Here is a 24902-nt window from a genome sequence, read left to right on the forward strand (position 1 = left end):
ATCGTGTAGGCGGTGGGCTTCATGTATGCTGCTGTTATCTCCCTCTCCGGGAGTGGTTGTCGACCACGGTAAGGGAGCCGCTTTTAATGTAGCGCAAGATCTTTGATACGGAAATGCCGGTCGCATTGGCAATCTGCATCGCGTTCGAATTCGGAAAGCTTCTGACATAATTGCGAATCATCCGGTATTCATCTATGTCATTTTGCCCACACACTTTGCAACTGTAATCCCCAGGGCTCATTTCACTCCCGCATTTCAAGCAAACATCTGTCATCACTGGTTCTCCTCACACCCCGCACTTAGCTTTTTTTCGCACAAAGGGTCCTATCTACCTATATTCTACCCACTTTGGGGTAGGTGGAAAACACTATTTCAAAAGGACCAAACATTTTGAATGAGAAGAACGAGTGCAAATCCGATCAAAAACAGTCCTACCACCCTATTCACTCGCTTCATCCACACGGGTTGAAGCAGTTTGGACGCATATGCCCCCAGTGCAGATATGCCTGTCAGAAACAACAGGGTAGACAGGACACAACCCGCAGCAAAGCCAATAGGATTCTCTTGCTCGGCCATGGAACGCGACGACATCAGCGATCCGAAAACACCGGCCCAAAATAAAACCGTCAGGGGATTGGTCATCGTCAGGACGACTCCGTACAGGAAGCTGTCAAAAGCCCGCTTGGTGGACAGCCTATCGTTTTCCGGAATGCTAACGGCCGTTCCGCCATCCTGCTGCGCTACGTGCACGACACTCGCCCGAGTCACCCCTACACCAAACCAGATAAGAATGGCAGCACCGGCAAGGGCAGTGATTTGTTTCACCAAAGGAATTTGCAAGAGCAGGGCGAGCCCGCCAATCGACCCCGCCATATATGCCGCGTCCACCAATGCCACGCCTATGATCATCCACCACGCATGACGAAAGCCAAGGGTAACCGAGCGCTGCAGCACAGCGAGACAAACCGGCCCCACGGACAGCTGCAGCAGCATGCCAAAGAGAAAACCATCCCATACGCCCATGCCTACATCTCCTCTTTCATGGAAGATAGGACGATCATGGTATTGGTCTTGGCTACACCCGCTACCTGTTTGATCGTGTGGGAGATCAGCTGTTCCAGCTCCCTCGTTCCGGGGAGCGCGACCTTCAGCATGTAATCATAGGATCCAGCCATATGGTGGCATTCCAGTACACTGTCGGTCTGCAGAATCGTTTCCCGGAAGCCCTCGACATGCTCCGGCCTCTCCAGCTGAACCATGATAAAGGCGATCAGATGTAGTCCCCGTTTATCGCGATTCAGCCGGATCGTAAATCGATCGATGACCCCTGTATCCTCCAGCTTGCGAATTCGTTCCGACACAGCCGGCACGGACAAATGAACCTGCTTCCCGATCTCGGAGCTGGTCATCCTGCCGTTTTCTTTGAGCAACCGCAATATTTCTTCGTCGATTCGATCCATCCGTACCGCCTCCTTTTCTCTCGATTATATCAGCCCTTTGATTTATTAGGAGCATTGCCATGAAGAACGATATTATTTAAGGTTTTTTCCGTGTTCCCTTTACTTCTTTAGGATAATACCTCCTGACAGCCTCATGCGCAAAAAAGTGTAAAGCAAAAAAATGCCCGGATCCCATCGATCCGGACATTTGTTCTCATGCATTTAGCCTCGGGATTTGCCTTTTCCTGCAGAAGGTCGAAACGGCTTTGCACCCTGACTTTTGCCGCCTGGTCTGCCTCCTGTGCCTTTCCCTGCCTTGCCAGCTGCCGCCGGTTTTGCTGTTTTTCCTGCCTTACGCGCTGCGATCGCTTCCGCACGCTTGCGGTTTTGCTCGTATTTCGTCTGGAGCTCATCCAGCTCACGCGCGAGCTTTTTCTTGTAGCCCGGTTTGACTTTCGTCTTTTTCTTGATCGCTTCCCGAATCGGTGCGAATTCTTTATCTTTTTCTTTCTGCTGTTCCTTTTGCTGCTGGGCGCGCAATTCGATAAAATGAGCTTCCCGCTCTTCCGCCCGTTGACGACGACCTGCGTCCAGATGGCGTCCCGCTTGCAGGATTCGTTCCTCGATGTTGGCTTTGGTCGTTTTCGCAAAGCGACCCATCAGGTTTTTCTGGCGAGGGGAGATCAGGGAGATCGCTTTCCCTTTTTGGCCCGCGCGACCGGTACGGCCCACACGGTGAATGTAGCTCTCCACGTCATTCGGCAGATCGTAGTTGATGACGTGTGTGACGCCTTCCACGTCCAGACCGCGAGCGGCGATATCTGTCGCGATCAAAAACTGGAAGCGGATCTCACGGAATTGCTTCATGAGCTGTTCCCGTTTGTTTTGGGACAGATCGCCGTAGAGCGCCTGAGCGGAGAGTCCGTTTTCCTGCAGACGCGCGGTCAATTGCTGGACGCGCACCTGCGTGTTGGCAAAAATAATCGTCAAAAACGGCTGCTCCTGCTCCAGCACGTCCACGAGCGCGTCGGTTTTGTCGCTTTGGTTGACGACGTAATAAAATTGCTCGATGCGCTCCACCGTTTTTTGCTTTCCTTCGATCTTGATGTGCGGCGGCTGCTTCATGAAGCGGTGCGCCAGCTTTTTCACCAAGTCAGGCATGGTGGCAGAAAACAGCAGCACTTGACGCTGCGATGGCGTATGGACGACCACCTGTTCTACATCCTCGAGGAAGCCCATTTCCATCATTTTGTCAGCTTCGTCCAAAACCAGGGTGGAAATGCGGCCGAAGTGCAGCGACCCGCGCTTCATATGGTCAAGCACGCGCCCTGGCGTACCGACTACGATATGCACGGTCTCCTTCAGCTTGTTGAGCTGCCTGTCGATATCCGTACCTCCGTGCAGTGAGAGCACATTGACATTCAAATGCTTGCCCAGTTTCTCTACTTCCTTGGCGATCTGGATGGACAGCTCGCGGGTCGGAGTCAGGATCAGTGCTTGGATATCGCGCTTCCCTTCCTCCAGAGCATTCAGAATCGGCAGCATAAACGCAGCGGTTTTCCCAGTCCCCGTCTGTGCTTGTCCGATCACGTCCTTGCCTTCCAGAATCAGCGGAATCGCTTCTTCTTGAATAGCGGTTGGTTCTTTATAATACAGGTCTTGAATCCCTTGCATCAGCTCCGGTCGAAAGCCAAAAGACGCAAACGATTTTGCCATAATTTCCACTTCCTTTCACTAGCGGACCGATTCGCCGCACCAAAAACTGCATGGACAGTGGGGGTGCACTCAATCCGGCTACCGTCAATATTCATCCGGCGATGTTCCACGGCGCCTAAATTCCTATCCTACCTATACTAAATGAGTCGATGTAAAAAAACAACCAGCCACTAAAAAGGCATTCGCTCGGACGGTGCCCGTGGGGAGGAAAAAGGGGAAAACGCTCCAGGTTAGTAGGGCCACTTGCAAAGGAGTATCAACTGTACGGCTCCACTCCAAAAACGGAACCGCGTCCAAAAGTAGCAGTCTGAGGGGGCAACTCAGAGGTTGGACGCTAAAAGCGTGTTCCGTTTTTTACGCTTCGCCTCGGCTGTGTCCCTAATACCTTCCGCTTTTTTCCCCTTTTTCCTGGACAGCTGACAAGTTTAATTCGACTACAAATATTAAATCAAGAGCATTCAACCTTAGCCTTCGCAGTCCTTTTCCACACATTTTTCCCCCTCCATACGAAGTTTACTCTTTTCGGGAGCGGCCAGAGAGCGTTCTCTAAAATCTACACACAAAAAAGCGGGTATGCCTCCTTCATTTGGGGCACATCCCGCTTGCCTTCAACTATATTACTTAGCCAGTTCATAGATGGCTTGGGCGTAAATCGCTGTCGCTTTCACCAAATCGTCGATCAAGATGTACTCATCTCGCTGGTGCGCGCTGTCCGGGCGACCCGGGAACAGGGGACCGAATGCCACGCCCACGTCCAGCGAACGGCCATAGGTCGCTCCACCGATGGCGATGATCCCTGCTTCCTCGCCTGTTTGCTCCGTGTACACGCGCTGCAAAGTCGTAACCAACGGATGGTTCGGATCGACGCGATGCGGGGTCAAATGCTCCACCACTTCCAGCTCAAATGCTTCCTTCGCGCCGCGCTCTGCGAGGACAGCTGACCATTGATCGAAGGATACCGAATGCGGATAACGGATGTTGAGGCGGAAGATCGCATCTCCCTCTGCCTGGTATTCCAGCACACCCGTATTCAAGGAGAGCGGCCCCATCTCGGCATCTTCATGAGCAATCCCGAGCGATTTGCCTTCGTGCTGGTTGTGCAGGTATTCGTCTGCAAAGCCGACGTAGCTGGCCGCACGTGCATCCAGTTTGAGCGTATGCAGGAAATGAATCAGATGGGTACCTGCGTTTACGCCTTTTCCCGGATCCATGCCATGGACTGACACGCCCTCCATGTGCAGCACAACCATGCCGTCCTTTTCTTCAGCAGCGCCTTTCAGCTTGTTTTCAGTGAGATGCTGACGATAGCGCTCTACGATCACCCCAGCGTCCAAGGCCTTTGGTTTCAAGACCGCTTCCCCTTTATCCGGCACCATGTTCATGCGCAGACCAGACTGCAGCGATACGAGCTCAGCCTGTACGTCAGCCGCCTCTTCCACTGCTTTCGCCGAAAACGCAGCCGGCGTCTGGCGCAGCGTCAGATCGGTCAATCCTTTTTCCGCATAAATGAGCGGGAAATCGGCATCCGGGGTGAAGCCCATGGTCGGCATCTCTTCCGATTCAAAGTACGTCTTCACGCATTGCCAGCTGGATTCTTCATCTGTTCCAAAGATAAAACGAACCCGTTTGGACAGCGGCAATCCCAGCTCCAGCACGATCTTAGCAGCGAATATCGCAGCCATGGTCGGCCCTTTGTCATCAATCGCTCCGCGGGCCACGATCTTGCTGCCATCGACAATCTCGGCAGCGTAAGGAGGGGTGCTCCAACCATCGCCTTCCGGAACGACATCGACGTGGCTGAGGATGCCGATCAGCTCTTCTCCTTGGCCGAATTCAGCATGTGCGGCATAGCCGCGCACGTCTTTGGTCGTCATGCCAGCTTGGCGGCAAACATCGAGGGCAAAATCCAGTGCCTGACGGATTCCTTCTCCAAAGGGAGCTCCTTCTTTTACACTATCAGGGTCAAGCACACTCTTGATCTGCAAAAAGGATTGCGTGGTGCGGATCAGGTCCTCTTTGCGCTTTTGTGTCTCTTCCAGCCAATTAATGCTTGTCATCGTCGTGTTCTTCCCCTTCATCCATGCTACTGTTTTCCATTCCGGCGTCGATGTCGAGGTCCAGCTCGACCAGCGACAGCAGGGAATCCATCGGCACTTCTTTTTTCGTGAATTCAGCTTGCGCCTCTTTGATCTCTTCACGGATATTGTTCATTTCGCTATCCAGCTTGTAAGATGCTTTGGCGGCTTCAAACAGGCGTTGGCGAATATTGGACGGGATGATCCCTTCGTATTTGTAATTCAGCGAGTGCTCAATCGTCGCCCAGAAATTCATTCCTAGCGTACGTATTTGAATCTCCACCGGTATGGTCACCTGTCCATTTGCCATCATGATCGGATACTCTACGGCCAGATGATAGCCGCGGTACCCGCTCTCTTTCGGCGTGGACACATAGTCCTTCTCCAGATAGACGCGCATATCGCCGCGCTTTTTGATCATCTCGACAACAGCGGGGATGTCCTCGATAAATTGACAGATGATGCGGACACCAGCGATGTCCCGGATCTCCCAGCATATATTTTCATCAATCGGAAATTGCAGGCGGTTTGCCTTGTTGTAAATGCTCGGGATCGTCTTCACCCTGCCCAGAGCAAACTCAATCGGAGAATACTCCTTGCGTTTGCGCAGCTCGTTGCGGATATTTTTAATTTTGACTTTGATTTCTTCTACAGCTTGCTCGAACGGCAGCAGATATAGTTCCCAATCTAGTTTGTGCACGCTTACGTCCCTCCGGCCTGAAACTCTCCATCGTACTTATCATTCAACATTTTGGCTAGGATATCCTCCTAAATGGCAAGAAAACCTATATCGAAGCCATTTCTCAGATGAGCGACCGCGTTATTGCGGATGGTTTAGAAAAAGAGACGAACAGAGGCCGGCATGCCTGCCAGCCTCCATCCGTCTCAATTTTCAGTCAACACAAACGTCGCAAGCGACCCGCGCAGTTCCTCCGCTAGCCTAGCCAGCTGGTCTGCTGAACTCACGATGAGCTCCATCGCAGCGCTCTGTTCTTCGACTGCTGCAGAGATGCTCTGAACTCCTGCCGCCGCCTGTGCAGACGCCGATGACACTTCCTCCGCCACTGCCACTACCTGTCTGGCATCTGGGGCCATCCGGTTGAACGCTTCTCTGACGCTCTCCATCTCCTGCGTGACGCGGATGATGTTTTGTTCGATCTGCTGGAACATCTCGCCGGATTGGCGTGCCGTTCTTAAACCGTGAGCCGTTGTCTCCGCCCCCTCTGCCATACGTGCGACAGCAGCAGCCGTATCCTTTTGCACATCTGTGATCATCCTGGCGATCTGCAGGGCAGCCTCATTGGTTCCCTCAGACAGCTTTCGCACTTCTCCCGCTACGACAGCGAACCCTTTTCCATGCTCTCCCGCACGGGCAGCCTCGATCGCCGCATTGAGCGCCAGGAGGTTGGTCTGACGGGCAATTTCGGAAATGACTGAGATAATGCGCGAAATGTCCTGGGACCGCTTCTCCAGCTCGTGAATGACATCCGTCGCGGATTCCACGGAGCGATTGATCTCTTCCATGCTGTCGATGACAGCAGTCACAGCCTGTCTGCCTGCTGCCGTATGCCGCTTCATCTCCTGCGAAGACAACGAGACTTGCTCCACATTATCCGTGACTCCCGCTACATCATTCGTCAGGTCGACTGCCAGCTGCAAGGTCTGCCCCATCTTGTCCATCTGGTTATCCGCTGATGCCGCCACCTGGTCCACGACTTGCACGATCTGCTGGCTCGAGGATGCGATTTCACTCGTATTGCCGTGAATTTCTTTGACTGACTCAGAGACGGAACCTGCCGCTTGTCTTACCTGCAGCAAGATCCCGAGTAGCTGATCCCGCATGGAAAGCAGCGACCTGGCCAGATCACCCAGCTCATCCTTGCGCCCCAGCAGCCACTGCGGGACAGGTGTGGCAAAATCTCCTTCGCCGATGCGCCCTGCCACCTTCAGCATGCCGCGGAAGGAGCGGCGCAGCCAATTGGCCGTATACAATGAAATGCCAACGATTACGACGAGCACGACGCCATTGAAGATCAGCATGGCTTTCATAATCCGGTTTGGGCCGTTTAAAATCTCTGTCATATCCATTTCAGCGAGCAGCGCCCATGTCATTTTGCCTACTTTGACTTGATCATAGGAGACGAGCACCTGTTGTCCCCGGTAGTCCACACTCTCGGTCGTCCCCCTGAATTGCTGGGTCAGCAAAACTTGATCCACGATCGGGGTATCTACCTTCTGCTTCAATAGCGTTTCTTGCCCCTCTCCCAACTCGGATCGCATCAATTTATCGGCACCGACGAGATAGATCTTTCCGGTTTCACCGAGACCTTCTCGCTGGCTTAGTTGCCGGGATATGTAGTCCAGCGTTACCTCTACCGCCAACTGACCAATGATATAGCCGTTTTCAAAAATCGGCGTCGCGATGAACACACCTGGCACGCCTCCTGACGGTTCGTAGGGACGAAGATCAGACATTTCCGTGCTCTGCCCTTTGAATGCCTTTTGAACGGTTTGCCCAAGCACGGAATCAGCGTACATTCCCTGCAGCAGGCTCGTGCCTAAATCTTTTTGCGGCTTGGTCTGGTACACCACTTCGCCTTTGTCATTTAACAGGTAGGCATTTGCAAAGCCGTACCTGGCTACTTCCATCTTCAGTTCCTTCGTGCGCTTCAGCTCGACTTCCTGATAAGCCGGAGATTCTCGCCCCTGCTCCCAGACTCCCCGAAACTCAGCCAATGCCGTGACCACCGTACTCGAAGCGGCCAACGTATCCAGGTTGCGGGAACGCTCTCGAAAGTAGTTCTCTACTTGCTCCTTGTTGCTGTTGCGTAGTGCCTCCAAGGTGGCTTTGCTGCTGCTCAATAGTTCCTGCCTGGATTCGTTGTACGCAAAAACCCCTGCTGATGTCAGCGGCACGATCCCAGCCAACAGCAGCAAAATCAATACCCGCGCCCCAAGCTTCATGATTAGCCCCCCATTAACAATCTTTCTCCGGTAGAAAATTCACTATATTTTTATAATTCATATGAATATAGTACCAGAAAAGAAAAATGGAAGGCTATACCTAAAGTATCATTCTGTTTCAAAAATCATCGCAATTTCATCGCACATAGGCAATTTGGAACAGTTGATGCAGTCTTTCCATACTTTTTGCGGCAGCGTTTCTTTCGCGACGATCCAGAATCCGCATTTCTCAAAGAAGGCTTTTTGATAGGTCAATGCCAGCACACGCTTGATTCCCAGATTGCGGCATTCCTCGACCAGGTGGAGCACCAGGTGTTTCCCCACTCCCATCCCTTTCGCTTTTTCGGAAATGGCCAACGAGCGAATTTCCGCGAGATCTTCCCACAAAATATGCAAGCCAGCCACACCTACGACCGTATCTCCATCATGCGCGACGATAAACGACTGCAAATGTTCCAAAAAGGAAAGTTTGGTCCGGGGAAGCATCAATCCCTGTTGTGCATATTCATTAACGATTTCCAACATCGCATCGACGTCTTTGATTGTGGCTTGACGCACAGTCAGCGCTTTCGCAACACTCATTTTACACTCCTCCACCCCATGCTCTAACGGCTTGGTACGATATAATAATTATTCATTATAGTATATAAATATACAGTCGACTTACACAGAAGTCTATCCCTTTTTTCGATGGTTTTTCCCTGATTGCGCGTATAAATTCTTGTGCAGGTAACGATTGTGCTATAATCAAGCATATGAAACGAGGAGGTGTCTCCTTTTTGACTACCAGGCGCGAACGAAAAAAGCGAGAAACACGTGAAAAAATCTTCAATTCCGCCATCAAGCTTTTCAAGCAGCACGGATTTGAAGCCACCACCATCGACATGATCTCGGAAGAGGCAGATGTCGCGCGGGGGACGATCTTCCTGCATTTCACTTCAAAGGAAGCCATCCTCGCCAACTGGGGCTATGAGCGTTTGCACGAGATTGAAGAACGCCGAGAAGAGTGGGACTACGATGACAACTGCAAGGCCAAGGTGCTGCGAATCTACAAGATCATGAATGAAGTGACGGTCACGAACTTTGATTTCATCAAGGTGGTCGTGGAGTCTTCGATGAAGCATCGCAAAGTGCTTGAAAATGAAAAGAACATGTATTTTGAACTGCGCCAGCTTTTCGCCGACCTGATTGAAGAGGCGCAAGAAAAGAAACAGCTGAAAGCCAAGTTCAATCCTCTCGTGGCAGCGAACATGCTGGAAAACATTTACTACAACGCACTGTATGATTGGGTGCGCAGCGAGGGTGCCTGGGCTTTGGAAGAGATCATGGAAGAAAAGGTCTCCATCGTATTCGAAGGGCTGGTCGAGGAATCATCCTAGCGACCAGCCCTTCTCGTCTTGAAAAGCTTTATTCAAACTTGGCCCACTTGTACTGCACATTCCCCAAACCTGAAATCACGACATCCTTCAAATTCGGGTTTTTCGCATACACCGTGGATTTAAAGTAGAACGGGATGACCGGCATTTCGTCGACCAGGATTTTTTCCGCGTCTCGGAGAATCTCCTTGCGCTTCGCAGCATCTTTTTCTTTCGACGATGCGGCCAACAGATCGGCGAACTCTTTCTTCTCCCAGTTTGTATGGTTATTGCCGTCCTTGGTGCGGAAGATCTCCAGGAAGTTGATCGGATCGTTGAAATCCCCCGTCCACCCCATCCGCGCTACCTGATATTTCCCATTTTTCACGTTTTCGTAATAGACGTTCCATTCCTGATTTTCCAGTTTGACGTGAACGCCCAGATTCTTCTGCCACATGTCCTGAACAGCCTGCGCGATCTTCGCCTGCGCTTCTTCGGTATTGTAGGATAGCGTGATCGGCGGCAGTTTGTCTACGCTCGCATAGCCCTCTTCCTGCATTCCCTCCGCCAGCAGCTGCTTGGCATTTTCCACGTCGTTGTCCTTGAACAGTCCCTGCTCATTTTCCGCAAACATGGTCGGCGGCACGACAGCGGTCGCAACAAGCTCGCCACCCTGCGTCACATTGTCCACCAGGTCTTTTCGGTTGATCGCATAGGCGAACGCCTGGCGGATTTTTTTATTGTTGAACGGCTTTTGCAAGGTATTGAACTCATACCAGTATGTGCCCGCTTTCGGGGTAATTTCCAGCAGGCCCTTTTCTTTCAGCGACTGCATCGCATCGAGCGGCAAGTTGCCAGTCGGCGCACCTGCCCAATCCAGATCGCCATTCTCCAGCATGGACAGCTCGGTATTGGCGTCGTTGATCATGTTCATCTCGATCTTGGTCAGCTTCACGGACCCAGCATCCCAATAGTTCTCGTTCTTCTCCAGGACGAGCTTGGTTTTATGCTCCCAGGACGCCAGCTTGAACGGGCCGTTGGTCGTGTAATTCGGACCCGCTTCCTTTGCCCAGTCCGGATGCTCCTTCATTACCTTCGCATTCACAGGGAAGTACGTATAGAAAGCCGTCAGCTCCAGGAAAAAGGGCGTCGGATTCTCCAGCTGAACGACCAGCGTTTTGTCGTCCTGTGCCTTTACTCCGATTTCCTCTGGCTTCGCCTTTCCATTGAAAGCCGCTTCGGCATTTTTCACGTAAAACAGCTGGTACGCGTACTCCGAGCCGTTTTTGGCATCCAGCGTCCATTTCCAGGCGCTTTCAAAATCTTGGGCCGTCACCGGATCTCCATTAGACCATTTGGCGTTGTCCCGCAGCTTGAAGGTATACGTCAGCAAATCGTCGGAGGCTGTGATGGCATCAGCGATGGCTGGCTGCGGCACCCCGTTTTTGTCGATGCGGGTGAGCCCCTCAAACGTCTGGAAAATGACATTGGAGGACCAGACATCGGTGATGAGCCCCGGGTGGAGAGACAGCGGCTCCGTAAAGTTGTTCAGCCGAAGCACTTGCTCCGGCTCCTTGGACTCCGGTGCGGGCGCAGGGGTTGACTGGGCAGCCGGTGCAGGGTGATTCTGAACACTTGGTTTTGCTGCCTCCTGATTTTGGGCACAAGCGGCAAGTGATACGCTCAAACCTGCCGCCAACACGGCTTTCCATGCGCGCCCTATCCAACGTTTTTTGCTAGGTATCATGACTGTTCTCCTTCCTCGTGGAGCCGTTGCTGCTGCGCGCGCTGCTGCCATTCTTTCAGCTCTGCTTTGATTTGATAGAGCTCTGCCCGCGTCTTTCGCTTGAATGCTTTCATTTCGCTTTTGATGCAGGCGAGCTCGTGAAAAAGCTTTTCCCACATTTCCTGATCCTTGTCCATGTTCGCCTCCTTTCGATCAAAGAACAGCAGGCAGATGAATGACCACCTGCGTGCCCTTCCCCAGCTCGCTCTCAAATTGAATCGTTCCATGCATGGCTTCGATAATGCGGCAGGTCACCATCAGCCCGAGTCCCGTGCCTTTTTCTTTTGTCGAGTAAAAAGGCAGACCGATCTGGCTGATTTGCTCCGGAGGAATCCCTACTCCTTCGTCGCGGATCACGATGACCACAGAGGAATCCGCCAGCTCTACGGCGACATGCAGAATGCCGCCATTCCCCATGGCCTCGATCCCGTTTTTCATCAGATTCATCAAGGCCTGCTTGAGCTTGACCGCACTGCTGATGACGTGCAGCTCTGGCTCTGCCTTCGTCACAATCTCCACTCCGTTCATGACCGCGTAGGAGGACATCAGTGCGGTCGTCTCGGAGACGAGATGCGTCAGCTCGATCAGACTCATCACATCTCCATGGGGCTTGGCCAAATTCAGATAATCCGAAATGATCCATTCGGCACGGTCGAGCTCCGTTAAGACAAGCTTTATGTATTCATTGTTCTTGGGATTCGTCTCTTCTCGAAGCAGTTGGACGAAACCGCGCACCACCGTCAGCGGATTGCGCACTTCATGGGCCACGCTGGCTGCAAGCTCGCTGATCAGATTGAGCTTTTCCGAACGTTCCACCTGAATCCGGATAAAGTAAGACTCCCGGATGAACTCCACCAGATAAACAGTGGCTCCAATCGTTAAAATGTAGAGAAACGAAATGTTCACGATCGGGACGATGCGATCGTATATCGATCCAAAAGGCAGCCCCTGTGACACCAACAGGATGGTTGTCATCGAGACGGCAGAGGATTCTTTGATGAATCCCATCAAGATGGTGAGCCCCAGCTTTTTGCGAAATGACAATCCGTACCATCGCCTCACCAAGTAAAATGGGAGGATGCAATACGCGGAAAAAGCGATGATCGCGACGGCAATGCCATCTCCGCCCAGGTACAGGCGGTAGCTGAACATCACGACGGAGACAATGATGCCTGGAATGTACCCTCCGTAAAGAATCGTGATGATCAGAGGAATCGAACGCAGGTCAAACCTCATTCCGCCGTCGGTATGGATGGGAAAACTCATGCAAAAAATAACGCTAAGCGAACTGAGCAAAACCACGAGCCCTGCTTGAATTCCCAAGTGTTTTGATTTCTTCTGATCAAGCCAAACGTTTTTGTAAAGCAGTACAGGGACGATAATAAATAATAATTGCAGCAATATATCTTTGATGAATAACATATCTGTTCCCCTGTTCAGATGGAATATTTGGACTTTTCTTACAGAATAACACCTTCTCCATCTAATATGGAAGGCGCATTTTCAACATCTGCCAAAGCCGATGTTTTCCTTGCGATGGCCACTCTATTTCCCTATGATGTAGATAGCTTGTTTGAAGACCTTGGAGGTAATGACATACACATGCGAAATGGTATCAAGCGTGAAGATATTGAGCTTTTGGCCCCCGCCGGAAACTGGGACTGTCTGAAAGCAGCTGTCGCCAATGGAGCCAATGCCATCTTTTTCGGAGTCGAAAAGTTCAACGCACGTGCGCGCGCGGAGAACTTCCATATGGCTGATTTGCCAGAGATCATGTCGTACTTGCACATGTACGGTGTGAAAGGATTCCTCACCTTTAATATTCTCGTGTTTGAAAACGAGCTGGAGGATGCGCGCGAGCTGATTGACGCCTGTATCCATGCCGGGGTCGATGCCGTCATCGTTCAGGACCTCGGTCTCGTTAAATTGATCCGGGAGATTTCTCCGGACTTCCCGATCCACGGCTCCACCCAAATGACGATCACCTCGCCGGAAGCGGTAGAGTTTACAAAGCCGTTTGACATCGAGCGCGTGGTGCTCGGTCGGGAAAACTCGCTCAAGGAAATCAAAAAGATCGGGGAAAAAGCCAAGCTGCCAATGGAAGTATTCGTCCATGGCGCTCTTTGCGTTTCCTACTCCGGTCAATGCCTGACATCGGAAATGTGGGGCGGTCGTTCCGCCAACCGCGGTGAGTGTGCGCAGGCTTGCCGCTTGCCATACGACCTGATGGTGGACGGCGTGCAAAAGGATATGGGCAACATCGCCTATGTGCTCTCCCCTAAAGATTTGGCTGCTCTCGAATTGGTGCCGGAGCTGATTGAAGCAGGCGTGACTTCCTTCAAGATCGAAGGACGCCTGAAATCACCGGAATATGTAGCCAACGTCGTCAGCAAGTACCGCGCCGCCATCGACCGTTATTTCGATGGTCTGGACGTGGCTCCATCCCAGACGGAGATCCGCGAGCTGCAGCAGAGCTTCTCCCGCGGTTTTACGCACGGCTTCCTGGAGGGCACGAACAACAAGACTTTAGTTGATGGCTCGTTCCCGAAAAGCCGCGGCGTTTTCCTCGGCACCGTCAAAAAATTGCTTCCGAGCGCCGTTCTCGTCGAGATCACATCTCCCGTCAAACGCGGGGATGGTATCGTCTTTGACGCCGGCGATCCGACGCAAAAAGAAGAAGGCGGACGGATCTACGACATCCACTCTCGCGGCAAGAAGATCGAAGGGGAAATCAGCAAAGGCCTTTATGAAATCGTCATGGGCCGCAATGACGTGAACCTGAAACGTCTGCATGTCGGTGATCGTGTATGGAAGACCAGCGATCCAGAGCTGGACAAACGCCTTCGCAAAACGTTCGAAACAGAAAAGCCGTACCACACCTTCCCGCTCTCCGTACATGTGAGTGGCAAGCTGGGTGAAAAGCTGAGCGTCACCTTTGTCGACAAGCTCGCCTCTCATGCAGTCTCGATTTCCTCGGAGATGAATTTGGAGGCTGCGCTGAAACGGCCGCTCTCAGCCGAACTGCTCCACGATCAATTGAGCAGACTGGGCGGCAGCATCTTCCGCCTGGATGCAGCGGATCTGACGGTCGATCTCGACGGCGATTTGATTGTTCCCGTCAGCGAATTGAACAGAATGCGCCGCGATGCAGTCGAACAGCTCGCGTTCCTGCGCTCCAAACCGCCTGTCTACCGTCATCAGGATGTCAACGTGTATGCGGACGTTCCCGTTCGTCAGCCAGTGGAAAAGCCGATTTTGACGGCCCTGTGCCGCTCTTTGGAGCAGCTGGAAGCCGCCGCACAGACCGATGTGGATTTCCTGTACGCCGACTTCGAGTTCGTCAAGCAGTACCCGGAAGGCGTGAAGCTGGCGCACAAGTACGGCAAAAAGATTGGGATCGCAACCATGCGCATTCACATGCCGGATGAAAATGGCGTACTCGCTCTGATCGCAAAGAGCAATCCGGATGCCATCCTGATTCGCAATACCGGCGCTCTCTACTACTTCCTGTCGCGCCGAGATGAAATCAAGATCCCGTTGATCGGAGATTTCTCTCTCAACGTCGCGAATCATAAAGCAGTGGAGCTGTTCCTTGGCGCAGGACTGTCCCGAGTGACGCCGTCCTACGACTTGAACATCCAGCAGATGGTCGACTTGCTCAGCCGCTCCAATGCGGCCGATATGGAGCTGGTCATCCATCAGCACATGCCGATGTTCCATACCGAGCACTGCGTGTACTGCACCTTTCTCAGCGAGGGCACGGATCATACGAACTGCGGGACGCCATGCGAAACCTCTCGCGTCTCCCTCAAGGACCGCGTCGGCTTCTCCCATCCGGTTCGGGTGGATACCGGTTGCCGAAATACCGTGTACAACGCCATTGACCAATCTGGCGCGGAGTATCTGAAGGAATTCCGCTCCCTGAATGTGGGCAGCTACCGGATCGAATTCCTCGAGGAAGAGCCGGAGCGTGTAAAAGAAGTCATCAGCCTGTATCGCCTTGCCTTGCGTGGAGAGGTAAGCGGAACCCATGTATGGCGTACCTTGAAAGCGACCAACCAGCTGGGCGTCACTCGCGGCCAGTTGACCAAATAAAGCACAAGTGAACGAGGGGGAGACCAACATGGCTGATCTGAATCAACCGTCTGTAGAAAACCTTGCTGTTTTGATCGAAGGCATCAAGTCCAAGCTGAACATGGCCAACACCGCAGTGATGCGTCCGGAGGATTTTGACCTGGCGCATTACGAGGACCTTTTGTACCTGTACAACATGGTGCAAAAGAAGACGGCATTCGGCATCAACGAAATGACGGCAATCGTCGAAGAGCTGGGCGCCATGCGCAAGCAAGGGTAAGCCTGCAAAGAAAAAGCGTCGTTCCCCCAAGGGACGGCGCTTTTTTGCACGGATAAGAATTGATAATTAGGACGGCTGGGGTGCCCCCTTTTTCTCTCGCACCTCGTCCTCTCTTTTCCGTGGATTGCGCAGGAACATGGCGAGCACCAGGGCCACGATTGCAAACAGGGTCGCGATCATGAACGCATCGTTCGTCCCCATCGCCATCCCTTGCATCGTCGCCAAGCCTACCTGGGCTTGATCGGCCGGATTGATGTGACTACCGCGGATGATGTCTGCAGTGTGTGCCGCACTCTTGGTCGTCATGATCGTCACAAACAAGGATGTACCGAGCGCCCCGCCAATTGCGTTGATCGTATTGGACATCGCTGTACCATGGGGATTCAAGCGCAGAGGCAGCGCATTCAGCCCCGATGTCATCACCGGCATCATCAACATGGACAAGCCCAGCATCCGAACCGTGTAGAGCGTCAACAAATAGCTGTAGCTCGTATACAGACTCAGCTTTGTAAAGCCAAATGTCGTGGCAGTCGTGATCACCAAGCCTGTGATGGCCAAGTAGCGCGCACCGAACTTATCGAATAGCCTGCCTGTAATCGGGGACATGATCCCCATGAGAATACTGCCCGGGAGCATCAGCAGTCCTGATTGCACGGGGGTGAAGTGAAGAATGTTTTGCACGTAGACCGGCAGCAGGATCATCCCGGAGTAAAGCGTCATGTTTACCATCAAACTTATGAGGATCGCCAGGGAATACGCCGGGATTTTAAAAATGCGAAATTCCAGCATGGCGTGATCAATATGGAGCTGCCGCCACACAAACACCGCCAGGCTGATGCAGCCGATGAGCAGCATGGCGATCACTTCCAGACTGCCCCAGCCCTTTCCACCTGCCGTACTGAATCCGTACAACAATCCCCCAAAGCCAATGGTGGAATAGATGACGCCCCACACGTCCAGCTTGGGTTTTCCCGTTTCCGTCACGTTCTTCAGGATGAAAGAAGAAAAGATCAGGACAATCAGCGCGATCGGCAAAACAACGAAAAACAGGACACGCCACGAATAGTGCTCCACGATCCATCCCGACAAAGTAGGACCGATCGCCGGAGCGAACACCATCGCGATCCCTACGACCCCCATCGCTGATCCCCGCTTTTCCAGCGGAAACATATTGAAAATGACGTTGGTCATGAGAGGCATGATGATCCCGGCACCAGCTGCTTGAATCACCCTCCCAATCAGCATGACAGAAAAGGCCGGAGCTGTTCCACAGACGAGTGTGCCGAGGGCGAATAAGCTCATAGCGGTGATGAACAACTGTCTGGTCGTAAATTTCTGCATCATGAACGCTGTAGTCGGGATCAGCACACCATTGACCAGCATGTAAATGGTAATCACCCATTGTGCGGTAGAGGTGTTAATATGAAACTGGTCCATCAGCTTGGGCAGTGCGACGTTCAGCAAAGTCTGATTCAGCAAAGCCGCGATTGCCCCCGCGATGATGACGGCAAGAATCGGGCCTCTTCGCACCTCTTGTTTTTCTGTATGGTTATGGTTATCTTTCGCCATTCGCCGAACTCCTTCACTACTCGATATAGGGATGATTTGTCATTCCTGCCTGTTTAGTATGCGACCTAACCCTATTTGACATTCGAGTTGCCAAAGCAAACCAAAAAACCTTCCGAATCCAGTCCGGAAGGTTTAGTAGAGCTAGAGACAATCATTCGTTTTGGTATTTTTTCAGGACGATCACGGCATTGTGTCCCCCAAAGCCAAAGGAATTGGAGATTCCAATGGTGATGCCGGCACGTCTCGCATGATTCGGCACGTAATCGAGGTCACAAAGCGGGTCAGGCACATCCAGATTGATCGTGGGCGGGATGATTCCCTCCTGCAAGCTTTTGGCCAGAGCGATCGCTTCCACACCACCGGAGGCTCCCAGCATATGACCGGTCATCGATTTATTTGCCGTGACAGGGATGTGCGGAGCCTTGTCGCCAAAGACTCGCTTGATAGCCACTGTCTCCGAGCGATCCCCGATCTCCGTGCTTGTCGCGTGCGCGCTGATGAGATCGACCTCTTCTGGCTGGATGCCGGCTTCCTGGAGCGCCCCTTTCATCGCCAGATACGGACCGTACCCTTCCGGATGAGTCGCAACCATATGATAGGCGTCCGAGCTGGCGCCATATCCAATCACTTCTGCATAGATTCGAGCTCCCCGACGTTTGGCGTGAGAAAGCGACTCCAGTATCAGGATCCCGGCCCCTTCCGCCATGACAAAGCCGTCTCGTCCCGCATCAAAGGGTCTGCTCGCTCGCTTTGGATCGTCATTTCGGCTCGACAACGCCGTAGCATTTCCGAATCCCGCCAGCGAAACTTCCGTGATGGCAGCCTCCGAGCCCCCGGCAAACACCACATCCACTACGCCCATTTTGATCAACCGAAACGCTTCCCCGATGGCCGTATTGCCGATGGAGCAGGCTGTCACCGGTGCCATTGTCGGTCCGTGAGCGCCGTACTTGATGCTGATCATCGCCGCAGCCATGTTCGGAATCATCATCGGCACCAGCAAGGGACTTACCCGATCAGGTCCTCGATTTTGCAAAACGGCATTTTGCTCCAGCAGCGTCCCTACCCCGCCAATCCCGGAGCCGACATAAACACCGATGCGCTCCCGATCCACCTGATCCTGCTGCAATCCGGCATCCTCCCATGCCTGCTCGGCAGCTGCCAGCGCAAATTGAGAGAAGCGGTCCATCCGGCGCGCTTCCTTTCTACCGAACATCCCCTCCGCATCAAAATCACGGACGCTTCCGGCTATTTTTGTTTTATGTCCAGCTGTATCAAACGAATCGATCAACGATATTCCCGATTTCCCCGAGGTCAAGCCCTCCCAGAACGCATCGACCCGATTGCCCAGTGGTGAAATGACACCCAATCCTGTAATCACGACTTTTTCCATCGTGCTCCTCCTTGTACCTTGGATACATCCATCTTTGCACAGCACTTATCCTATTACAAGTTGTTGTTTATCCTAGTATAATAGGTACCAGCATAAGGAGAATGGGGAGGAACCTGCATGAACCATCAGACGAGACTTCAGGAGTTATCCGCCTTTTTAAAAGCCCAGCGAGCCAAGATTCTGCCTCAGTCAGTGGGGCTCAGCCCAGGAACGCGGAGGCGTACGCCCGGATTGCGCAGAGAGGAAGTCGCCCAGCTCGCCGGAGTCAGTTCTACCTGGTATACGTGGCTGGAGCAAGGGCGCGACATCAAAGCGTCCCCCTCTGTATTGGATGCGGTCGCCAAGGCCTTGCAGCTAACCGTCGATGAGCGGAAGTACTTGCATGCGCTCGCCTTGGAAACGGGGGCAGGCGCTGCTTTGCGCGAGGAACACCTGCCACAGATCAGCCCTTCTCTCACACGCATTTTGAAGGAACTGCGCTCGTGCCCGACGATCATCTCTGACAGGCGCTGCCACATTGTAGGCTGGAATGAAGCGGCTGCAAACGTCTTTTTGGACTTCGAGCAAATCCCCTACGAACAGAGGAATCTGATTCGCTTGCTCTTCACGAGAAAAGAGCTGCAGCGTCTGGCGGTGAATTGGGAGCATTTCGTCAGCGGGTTTTTGGCCATATTCCGGGCCTATTACGGTCAATTCGTAGAGGATGAGTGGTATGAGCAGTTTCTCCAGGAGATGAAGGGACTGCATCCGGATTTCCAGCGGCTGTGGGAAGAAAACCGTGTCAGCACCGCTCCAGAAGTATTGGTGGAATTTCGCCATGCCAAAGCAGGCAAGATGCTTTTTCACCTGACCTCGCTTCAGGTCCAGGGGGATGTCGATCTCAGGTGCAGTATTTATACACCCGACCCCCACTCTTCTACCGAAGCCAAGCTGACGCAGCTGATGGGCATGGCAAAATGAACAAACAGCCTGACCGCTTGGGCCAGGCTGTTTTCTTTTAGTGATTCACGATACCTACTCGTGCATTTGCTGTCTGATGGAAGCCCGACTCTTCACAGCCTTCCTTCCAAAGAAGGAAGCGAATACTGTCAGCCAGTGCTTCCCAGCTGGCTTCGATCACGTTCGTAGAGACGCCGACCGTACTCCACTTTTCCCCGTTGTACGCAGACTCGATCAATACGCGCACCTTAGCGGCTGTCGCGCCGTTTTCATCCAAGACGCGAACCTTGTAGTCAGCAAGATGCATCTTGGCAATACAGGGGTAATACTTTTCCAGCGCCTTCCGCATGGCGTTGTCCAAGGCGTTAACGGGACCATTTCCATCGGCAGCTGTATGCACGGTTTCCCCATTGACATTCAGCTTTACGGTAGCCTCTGAAGTGATGGCACGCACAGCCGCCTTTTCCATGAGGATTTTAAAGGAGTCGAGGGTGAACAGATTTTTCAGCTTACCTGCCGCTTCCAGCAGCATCAAGGTAAGCGAAGCTTCTGCGCCTTCGTATTGATAGCCCTGGAATTCACGCTCTTTGATTCGCGTGATGATTTCACGCGCCTCTTCGCGCTCCAGCGAAAGATCGATCTGGAGCTCTTCCATTTTGGCCAGCAGGTTGCTTTGCCCTGCCAGCTCAGAAACCAGCACGCGGCGGATGTTGCCGATGTACTCCGGCTCAATGTGCTCGTACGTTTTTGGATCGCGCATGACCGCGCTGACGTGAATTCCGCCTTTGTGCGCAAAAGCGCTGTGTCCGACAAACGGCTGGTTGTTCGGCAGCGTCATGTTGGCGATCTCTGCTACGTAGCGGGAGAGCTGTGTCAGCTCCTGCAGCTGCTCGCTGCTCACACATTGGTAACCCAGCTTCAGCTGGAGATTGGGGATGACGGAAATCAGATTCACGTTTCCGCAGCGCTCCCCGATTCCATTGATCGTACCTTGCACTTGCTTTGCTCCCGCCTGAATCGCTGCGAGCGCATTGGCTACGGCCACCCCGCTGTCGTTGTGCGGGTGAATTCCGAGCGGCGTACGGATGCCTTCCGTTACGTTCTTCACGATATCGTAGACTTCTGTCGGGAGACTTCCCCCATTGGTGTCACAGAGGACGATCCAGTCCGCCCCAGCTTCCTCAGCCACTTCCAGCACGCGCAGCGCATAGCGCGGGTTGGCTTTGTAGCCATCGAAGAAGTGCTCCGCCAGGAAGAGGGTCACGAGTCCGTTTTCTTTCAAAAAGGCAACCGAATCGGCTACCATCCGCAGGTTTTCTTCCAATGTCGTTTTGAGAGCATCGGTGACGTGCAAGTCCCACGATTTGCCGAAAATGGCCGCTGCTTTTACGCCACTCGCAATGAGTGCCCGCAGATTGTCATCTTCTGCCGCCGCCACATTCGGACGACAGGTGCTCCCAAAAGCCGTAACCTTAGCATGCTGGAGAGGAATCTCCCGAATACGTTCAAAAAAGGCCATATCCTTCGGGTTGCTTCCCGGCCAACCGCCCTCGATAAAATCGATACCGAATTGATCTAGCCGCAGTGCGATCTTTATCTTGTCTTCCACCGACAGGCTGATCCCTTCTCCCTGCGTACCATCTCGCAGGGTCGTATCGTACAGATACACCTTGCTCTCCATGTCTCCACCCATTTCTGAACAATTTTCAGAATAATCTTATCATTTGAATCTTTAGATGCTATCCAGTATACCATAGCCCAAATAGATTTAGAACGCGAGGCGGTATAGGTTTTTTCTATGCACGCATAGGCAGTACAAACGAGACAGTTCGGTCGATCGCTTCCTCCAGCTGCTCGGTGCTTCCCAGGAAAGGATGACGTGCCCCAAAGGTATGGTCGCCGCCTTCGATCCAGTGAAGCTCACTGTTTTTCGCTGCCGCATGCAGGCGTTCGGAGCCTTTGACCAGCCTCGCAAAATCCTCTCGTCCCTGAATGATGCAGAGCGGTTGCTCCATGCTCGCTGCTTTTTCCACCAGATCGTACGCTTCCCGATTCTGATCGACATCGTCTATGACAGCGCGGGTAATGGGCATTTCTTGACCGGTTCGTGCATTCGGTATGTACCCGACTCCATCCTCCAGGATTTTCTGGCGCAGCTTCTCATCAAACAGGTTGACGTTCGCAATCCCGTTCCAGCTGATGATCCCTGCCACGTTCGGATTTCCCGCCCCAAACAAAATGGCATCTCCGCCGCCTTTGCTATGCCCCAGCACATACAGCCGGTCCGTCTTCACGTAATCAGGAAGAGCCAATCTTCCAGACAAGATCCATTCCGTCAAAACGTTCAAATCAGCAACTTCGCGGGCGTAGGTATTGCGGCCGAACTTTTCCAGCTCATCAAATTCCGTCAAGCTTTCTCCGACGCCATTGCAGGTAAAATTAAAGCGGATCGTCGTGACTCCGCGTTTGGCCAATGAATCCGCCACGTAGGGGAAGCTCCCCCAATCCTTGAAGCCTTTAAAACCGTGGCAGAAAATCAAGAGCGGCTGCTGATCTCCAGCTGCAGCATCCGTATGAATATCCCCGCGCAGTGTCAGCTCGCTGTCCACCGGTATGGCAAATGCTTCTCTCTTCATCTCTTCACCTCTTCTACCTTTTCTTCTTATTATGCCGTGCTGCCCGCCCAAATGAAATGAAAACAAAAAGAAAGAGGCATGAGCTTCCTCATGCCTGCTCATGCCTTCCTCATCCGAGAAGGTCTCCTTCTTGTTTTTCTTGCTCATTCTCTAACAGATACAAAGCGTACTCCAGCGGCCTTCGAATGGCTTGCCGATAGCGGATGTTCTGCCCGAGCTGTCGGAAAATGTCCCGCCCCGGCTTGGGGTTCATCTCGATGATCCAGACTCTCCCTTTCGCATCAATCCCCAGATCAAAGCCGAATTCGATCATTTGCCCGAAATGCTCCTCAATGCGCGCCACCGTCCGCAGTGCCAGCTCTTTGCATTCCAGAATGATCCGAGTGGCCTCACGCTCGCCGAAGCGCTCCTTTAAGAACGAGGCGGCAGGCAGCGCCTTACCTCCCCCGTGAAGATTGGATGTCGAGGAACGCGGCGAACCGATGCGAAGCCCCATTCCTGTCAGCCTCCACTGTCCCGTTCCATCCTTTTGGGCCAGCAGACGCGCATCCACGACGCGCTCACGGACCAACTCGAGGTCCAGACCCTGCTGGAGAAAGAATTGCTCGTTCCCGCTTTTTTCCTTCTCCATCCAGTGCTCCAGACGCTTGCACAGTACAGTCTTTGACAACAGCTTTTCGGTGCTTTTCGCTTGTTGCTTGGTTCGACCGTACAGCCGATAGCCATCCCGCAAGCGCTCCACCCGCAAGATGCTTCTCCCTCCCGTGCCATTCGTCGGCTTGAGGTAGAGGATGCGATGCTCTCTCAGGAGCTGGGACAGATTTTCTCTGGAATACGGGAGTGTCTGTGGCAGCCAGCGCACCAGTGCCGGGTCCTGCGATAGCACCTGATGCACCCGAAACTTATTGGTAAAGCGGCTATTCGCGTAGCGAAACCAATTTTGCTGGCGAAAGGGGAGATAGAGTCTGTGCTTGGGTACGGGGTAGTAACGATAACGGTCGATGACGATGTCAGGCCAGTCATACCAGCCACTTCTCCAGCCTGACTCCGCGGGAACATACCCTCTGATTCTTCTTTCAGAATAGCGGACGTCCTGCGGTCCGAACAGGAATACTTCCGCGCCCAGACCTTGTCCTTCCTTGACCAGCCTGCGCAGAAATCCCGGTTCTGTAAATCCAGCTTCTCCTCGGTAGGTCAGAATGCCAATCCGTTTTCTCACCGGCGGCATCACCCTCCTTCGTCTGGAACTGCCTTTTTCTCTCGTGTTAGCTTATGGTCAAATGCGTAAAAAAGCGCCTTCGCCAAGGGTAGGCGAACGCGCATATATCTGTTTCGTTTCGGATTAGCCCTGATGCTGTTCCAGATAGCGGAGCGCCGTGCGACCCAGCAGCTCCCCTGCAATCAGCATGGAATCTTCATCAATATCAAAACGCGGATGGTGATGCGGGTATTTTGCAAGCTTGTCCGGATTGCCCGCTCCGACGAACAAATAGGCGCCAGGCACCTTCTCCAGATAATAGGAGAAATCTTCTCCGCCCATGAGCGGCTTCATCGGCTCGACCCGTGCTTCCCCGAATGCTTCGATGGCGGCTTCGCGGGCAACCGCCGCTTCCTGCTCACTGTTGATCACAGCTGGATAGCCTCGCTCGTAGTGAACAGCGGCACTTCCTCCCAGCATGGCAGCCGTGCCTTCTGCGATCTCGATCAGGCGCTGCTCCGCGCGATCACGTACCTCTGGCAAAAACGTGCGTACCGTACCCGTGAGTCTGCAGCTGTCCGCGATAATGTTGTTGTTGTCGCCGCCGTTAAAGGTTCCCACTGTCACGACAACACTGGCCAATGGACTGATATTGCGGCTCGCGATGGTTTGGAGATTGCCTACGATTTGGGATCCGATCACGATGGAGTCGATCGTTTCTTCCGGCACCGCACCATGGCCGCCGCGTCCTTTGATTTCGATGACAAAATCGTCCGTGTTCGCCATGATGGGCCCACCGCTGATGAACACCTTACCAACCGGGAGCATCGACCAGAGATGAACGCCAAAAATCGCATCTACCCCATCGACAGCTCCGTCTGCCGCCATTTGGATCGCTCCGCCTGGGGACTCTTCCTCCGCATGCTGGAACAAAAAGCGGATTTCTCCGGCAAATTGATCACGATGCTGCGCAAGAACACTTGCCAGCCCGAGAAGCTGAGAGGTATGCGCATCATGTCCACATGCATGCATCACACCTGGCACAGTCGACTTGTACTCGACTTCCTTTTGGTCCTGTATCGGAAGGGCATCGAAGTCTGCGCGCAAAGCGACGACCGCTCCCGGACGGCTCCCCCGCAGCACCCCTACCACGCCGCGGCCACCTACACCTGTGCGCACTTCATCAAATTTCAGTTCTCTAAGGATGTCCGCGATAAGCGCGGGTGTCTTTTCTTCTTGAAAAGAAAGCTCCGGATGCTGATGAAGATGACGCCGCCAGCTGATGATCTGCGGCTCTATCTCCTGCAGCAATCCCTTTAGTTGATCTTGTAAGGACATCATTCTCTCTCCTCTACTTTGGCATCTCCTGCGCAGCCATGCTTTTCCCTATCATAGCAGAATTTTTGCAATAATGGGGAGAAAGGCAATCCACAAAAAAACGGGAAAAGAGCTTGTCTTTTCCCGTTTCATCACGACCA

General features: G+C 53.0%; 21 protein-coding genes. 4 read left to right on the forward strand and 17 right to left on the reverse strand.

What is annotated here, in order from left to right:
* Positions 1 to 34 precede the first annotated feature (34 nt).
* From JNE38_RS22830 to JNE38_RS22865, 8 genes are all read right to left on the reverse strand, one after another.
* Positions 35 to 274 carry a hypothetical protein gene (locus JNE38_RS22830; RefSeq protein WP_238933424.1) on the reverse strand — a complete coding sequence of 80 codons (240 nt, stop codon included), beginning with the start codon at positions 272 to 274 and terminating at the stop codon, positions 35 to 37.
* Positions 275 to 372: 98 nt separating this feature from the next.
* A complete protein-coding gene (locus JNE38_RS22835) occupies positions 373 to 1023 on the reverse strand; it encodes a LysE family transporter (RefSeq protein WP_203353415.1) in 651 nt (216 codons plus the stop codon).
* Positions 1024 to 1025: 2 nt separating this feature from the next.
* Positions 1026 to 1460 (reverse strand): Lrp/AsnC family transcriptional regulator, encoded by a 435-nt coding sequence (locus JNE38_RS22840; protein WP_203353416.1) that lies wholly within the window; start codon positions 1458 to 1460, stop codon positions 1026 to 1028.
* 201 nt (positions 1461 to 1661) lie between these two features.
* Positions 1662 to 3155 carry a DEAD/DEAH box helicase gene (locus JNE38_RS22845; RefSeq protein WP_203353417.1) on the reverse strand — a complete coding sequence of 498 codons (1494 nt, stop codon included), beginning with the start codon at positions 3153 to 3155 and terminating at the stop codon, positions 1662 to 1664.
* A 617-nt stretch (positions 3156 to 3772) separates the two neighbouring features.
* Positions 3773 to 5212, reverse strand: coding sequence for a dipeptidase PepV (gene pepV, locus JNE38_RS22850; protein ID WP_203353418.1), 1440 nt, complete (start codon positions 5210 to 5212; stop codon positions 3773 to 3775).
* Positions 5199 to 5930 (reverse strand): GTP pyrophosphokinase, encoded by a 732-nt coding sequence (locus tag JNE38_RS22855; RefSeq protein ID WP_203353419.1) that lies wholly within the window; start codon positions 5928 to 5930, stop codon positions 5199 to 5201. Before JNE38_RS22855 ends, pepV begins: the two co-directional genes overlap by 14 nt.
* A gap of 185 nt (positions 5931 to 6115) precedes the next feature.
* Positions 6116 to 8194 (reverse strand): methyl-accepting chemotaxis protein, encoded by a 2079-nt coding sequence (locus JNE38_RS22860; protein WP_203353420.1) that lies wholly within the window; start codon positions 8192 to 8194, stop codon positions 6116 to 6118.
* 108 nt (positions 8195 to 8302) lie between these two features.
* Positions 8303 to 8776 (reverse strand): N-acetyltransferase, encoded by a 474-nt coding sequence (locus JNE38_RS22865; RefSeq protein WP_203353421.1) that lies wholly within the window; start codon positions 8774 to 8776, stop codon positions 8303 to 8305.
* Between the two features lie 197 nt (positions 8777 to 8973).
* Here JNE38_RS22865 and JNE38_RS22870 point away from each other — a divergent pair, with 197 nt between their 5' ends.
* Positions 8974 to 9573 carry a TetR/AcrR family transcriptional regulator gene (locus JNE38_RS22870; RefSeq protein WP_203353422.1) on the forward strand — a complete coding sequence of 200 codons (600 nt, stop codon included), beginning with the start codon at positions 8974 to 8976 and terminating at the stop codon, positions 9571 to 9573.
* A 28-nt stretch (positions 9574 to 9601) separates the two neighbouring features.
* On the opposite strand, the gene JNE38_RS22875 is transcribed toward JNE38_RS22870, so the two are convergent.
* The 3 genes from JNE38_RS22875 to JNE38_RS22885 are packed head-to-tail and all read right to left on the reverse strand — an operon-like array spanning position 9602 to position 12757.
* Positions 9602 to 11296, reverse strand: coding sequence for a peptide ABC transporter substrate-binding protein (locus tag JNE38_RS22875; protein WP_203353423.1), 1695 nt, complete (start codon positions 11294 to 11296; stop codon positions 9602 to 9604).
* Positions 11293 to 11472 carry a hypothetical protein gene (locus tag JNE38_RS22880; protein ID WP_203353424.1) on the reverse strand — a complete coding sequence of 60 codons (180 nt, stop codon included), beginning with the start codon at positions 11470 to 11472 and terminating at the stop codon, positions 11293 to 11295. The genes JNE38_RS22875 and JNE38_RS22880 overlap by 4 nt, the downstream gene beginning before the upstream one ends.
* Before the next feature lie 16 nt (positions 11473 to 11488).
* Entirely contained in the window at positions 11489 to 12757 is a 1269-nt protein-coding gene (locus JNE38_RS22885; RefSeq protein WP_203353425.1) for an ATP-binding protein, read from the reverse strand.
* Between the two features lie 180 nt (positions 12758 to 12937).
* On the opposite strand from JNE38_RS22885, the gene JNE38_RS22890 reads away from it, so the two are divergent.
* Both JNE38_RS22890 and JNE38_RS22895 read left to right on the forward strand, forming a co-directional pair.
* Positions 12938 to 15430, forward strand: a complete 2493-nt coding sequence (locus tag JNE38_RS22890; protein ID WP_203353426.1) for a U32 family peptidase — start codon at positions 12938 to 12940, stop codon at positions 15428 to 15430.
* Between the two features lie 28 nt (positions 15431 to 15458).
* The gene (locus JNE38_RS22895; RefSeq protein WP_203353427.1) at positions 15459 to 15689 is read left to right on the forward strand and encodes a DUF1128 domain-containing protein; all 231 of its coding nucleotides are present in this window, start codon (positions 15459 to 15461) and stop codon (positions 15687 to 15689) included.
* A gap of 66 nt (positions 15690 to 15755) precedes the next feature.
* On the opposite strand, the gene JNE38_RS22900 is transcribed toward JNE38_RS22895, so the two are convergent.
* Entirely contained in the window at positions 15756 to 17258 is a 1503-nt protein-coding gene (locus JNE38_RS22900) for a DHA2 family efflux MFS transporter permease subunit (protein ID WP_203353428.1), read from the reverse strand.
* Between the two features lie 151 nt (positions 17259 to 17409).
* On the reverse strand, positions 17410 to 18651 hold the full coding sequence (gene fabF, locus JNE38_RS22905) for a beta-ketoacyl-ACP synthase II (RefSeq protein WP_203353429.1): 1242 nt from the start codon (positions 18649 to 18651) through the stop codon (positions 17410 to 17412).
* Positions 18652 to 18768: 117 nt separating this feature from the next.
* On the opposite strand from fabF, the gene JNE38_RS22910 reads away from it, so the two are divergent.
* Complete coding sequence (locus JNE38_RS22910) at positions 18769 to 19611, forward strand: helix-turn-helix transcriptional regulator (protein ID WP_203353430.1); 843 nt, start codon at positions 18769 to 18771, stop codon at positions 19609 to 19611.
* Between the two features lie 37 nt (positions 19612 to 19648).
* Here JNE38_RS22910 and cimA read toward each other — a convergent pair whose 3' ends face one another.
* The 4 genes from cimA to JNE38_RS22930 all read right to left on the reverse strand — a co-directional run bounded on the left by cimA (position 19649) and on the right by JNE38_RS22930 (position 24762).
* On the reverse strand, positions 19649 to 21271 hold the full coding sequence (gene cimA / locus JNE38_RS22915) for a citramalate synthase (protein WP_203353431.1): 1623 nt from the start codon (positions 21269 to 21271) through the stop codon (positions 19649 to 19651).
* Positions 21272 to 21386: 115 nt separating this feature from the next.
* Positions 21387 to 22226 carry an alpha/beta hydrolase gene (locus tag JNE38_RS22920; protein ID WP_203353432.1) on the reverse strand — a complete coding sequence of 280 codons (840 nt, stop codon included), beginning with the start codon at positions 22224 to 22226 and terminating at the stop codon, positions 21387 to 21389.
* Positions 22227 to 22335: 109 nt separating this feature from the next.
* Positions 22336 to 23445 (reverse strand): YheC/YheD family endospore coat-associated protein, encoded by a 1110-nt coding sequence (locus JNE38_RS22925; protein WP_203353433.1) that lies wholly within the window; start codon positions 23443 to 23445, stop codon positions 22336 to 22338.
* A 123-nt stretch (positions 23446 to 23568) separates the two neighbouring features.
* A complete protein-coding gene (locus JNE38_RS22930; RefSeq protein WP_203357699.1) occupies positions 23569 to 24762 on the reverse strand; it encodes a M20 metallopeptidase family protein in 1194 nt (397 codons plus the stop codon).
* Positions 24763 to 24902 lie beyond the last annotated feature (140 nt).

The sequence above is a fragment of the Brevibacillus choshinensis genome, assembly GCF_016811915.1.
Classification (GTDB): Bacteria; Bacillota; Bacilli; order Brevibacillales; family Brevibacillaceae; genus Brevibacillus; species Brevibacillus choshinensis_A.

What these genes read in the sequence shown, in the direction of transcription:
- JNE38_RS22830 (WP_238933424.1), bottom strand. Translation starts at nt 274, where the DNA reads ATGACAGATGTTTGCTTGAAATGCGGGAGTGAAATGAGCCCTGGGGAT.
- JNE38_RS22835 (WP_203353415.1), bottom strand. Translation starts at nt 1,023, where the DNA reads ATGGGCGTATGGGATGGTTTTCTCTTTGGCATGCTGCTGCAGCTGTCC.
- JNE38_RS22840 (WP_203353416.1), bottom strand. Translation starts at nt 1,460, where the DNA reads ATGGATCGAATCGACGAAGAAATATTGCGGTTGCTCAAAGAAAACGGC.
- JNE38_RS22845 (WP_203353417.1), bottom strand. Translation starts at nt 3,155, where the DNA reads ATGGCAAAATCGTTTGCGTCTTTTGGCTTTCGACCGGAGCTGATGCAA.
- pepV (WP_203353418.1), bottom strand. Translation starts at nt 5,212, where the DNA reads ATGACAAGCATTAATTGGCTGGAAGAGACACAAAAGCGCAAAGAGGAC.
- JNE38_RS22860 (WP_203353420.1), bottom strand. Translation starts at nt 8,194, where the DNA reads ATGAAGCTTGGGGCGCGGGTATTGATTTTGCTGCTGTTGGCTGGGATC.
- JNE38_RS22865 (WP_203353421.1), bottom strand. Translation starts at nt 8,776, where the DNA reads ATGAGTGTTGCGAAAGCGCTGACTGTGCGTCAAGCCACAATCAAAGAC.
- JNE38_RS22875 (WP_203353423.1), bottom strand. Translation starts at nt 11,296, where the DNA reads ATGATACCTAGCAAAAAACGTTGGATAGGGCGCGCATGGAAAGCCGTG.
- JNE38_RS22880 (WP_203353424.1), bottom strand. Translation starts at nt 11,472, where the DNA reads ATGGACAAGGATCAGGAAATGTGGGAAAAGCTTTTTCACGAGCTCGCC.
- JNE38_RS22885 (WP_203353425.1), bottom strand. Translation starts at nt 12,757, where the DNA reads ATGTTATTCATCAAAGATATATTGCTGCAATTATTATTTATTATCGTC.
- JNE38_RS22890 (WP_203353426.1), top strand. Translation starts at nt 12,938, where the DNA reads ATGCGAAATGGTATCAAGCGTGAAGATATTGAGCTTTTGGCCCCCGCC.
- JNE38_RS22895 (WP_203353427.1), top strand. Translation starts at nt 15,459, where the DNA reads ATGGCTGATCTGAATCAACCGTCTGTAGAAAACCTTGCTGTTTTGATC.
- JNE38_RS22900 (WP_203353428.1), bottom strand. Translation starts at nt 17,258, where the DNA reads ATGGCGAAAGATAACCATAACCATACAGAAAAACAAGAGGTGCGAAGA.
- fabF (WP_203353429.1), bottom strand. Translation starts at nt 18,651, where the DNA reads ATGGAAAAAGTCGTGATTACAGGATTGGGTGTCATTTCACCACTGGGC.
- JNE38_RS22910 (WP_203353430.1), top strand. Translation starts at nt 18,769, where the DNA reads ATGAACCATCAGACGAGACTTCAGGAGTTATCCGCCTTTTTAAAAGCC.
- cimA (WP_203353431.1), bottom strand. Translation starts at nt 21,271, where the DNA reads ATGGAGAGCAAGGTGTATCTGTACGATACGACCCTGCGAGATGGTACG.
- JNE38_RS22920 (WP_203353432.1), bottom strand. Translation starts at nt 22,226, where the DNA reads ATGAAGAGAGAAGCATTTGCCATACCGGTGGACAGCGAGCTGACACTG.
- JNE38_RS22930 (WP_203357699.1), bottom strand. Translation starts at nt 24,762, where the DNA reads ATGTCCTTACAAGATCAACTAAAGGGATTGCTGCAGGAGATAGAGCCG.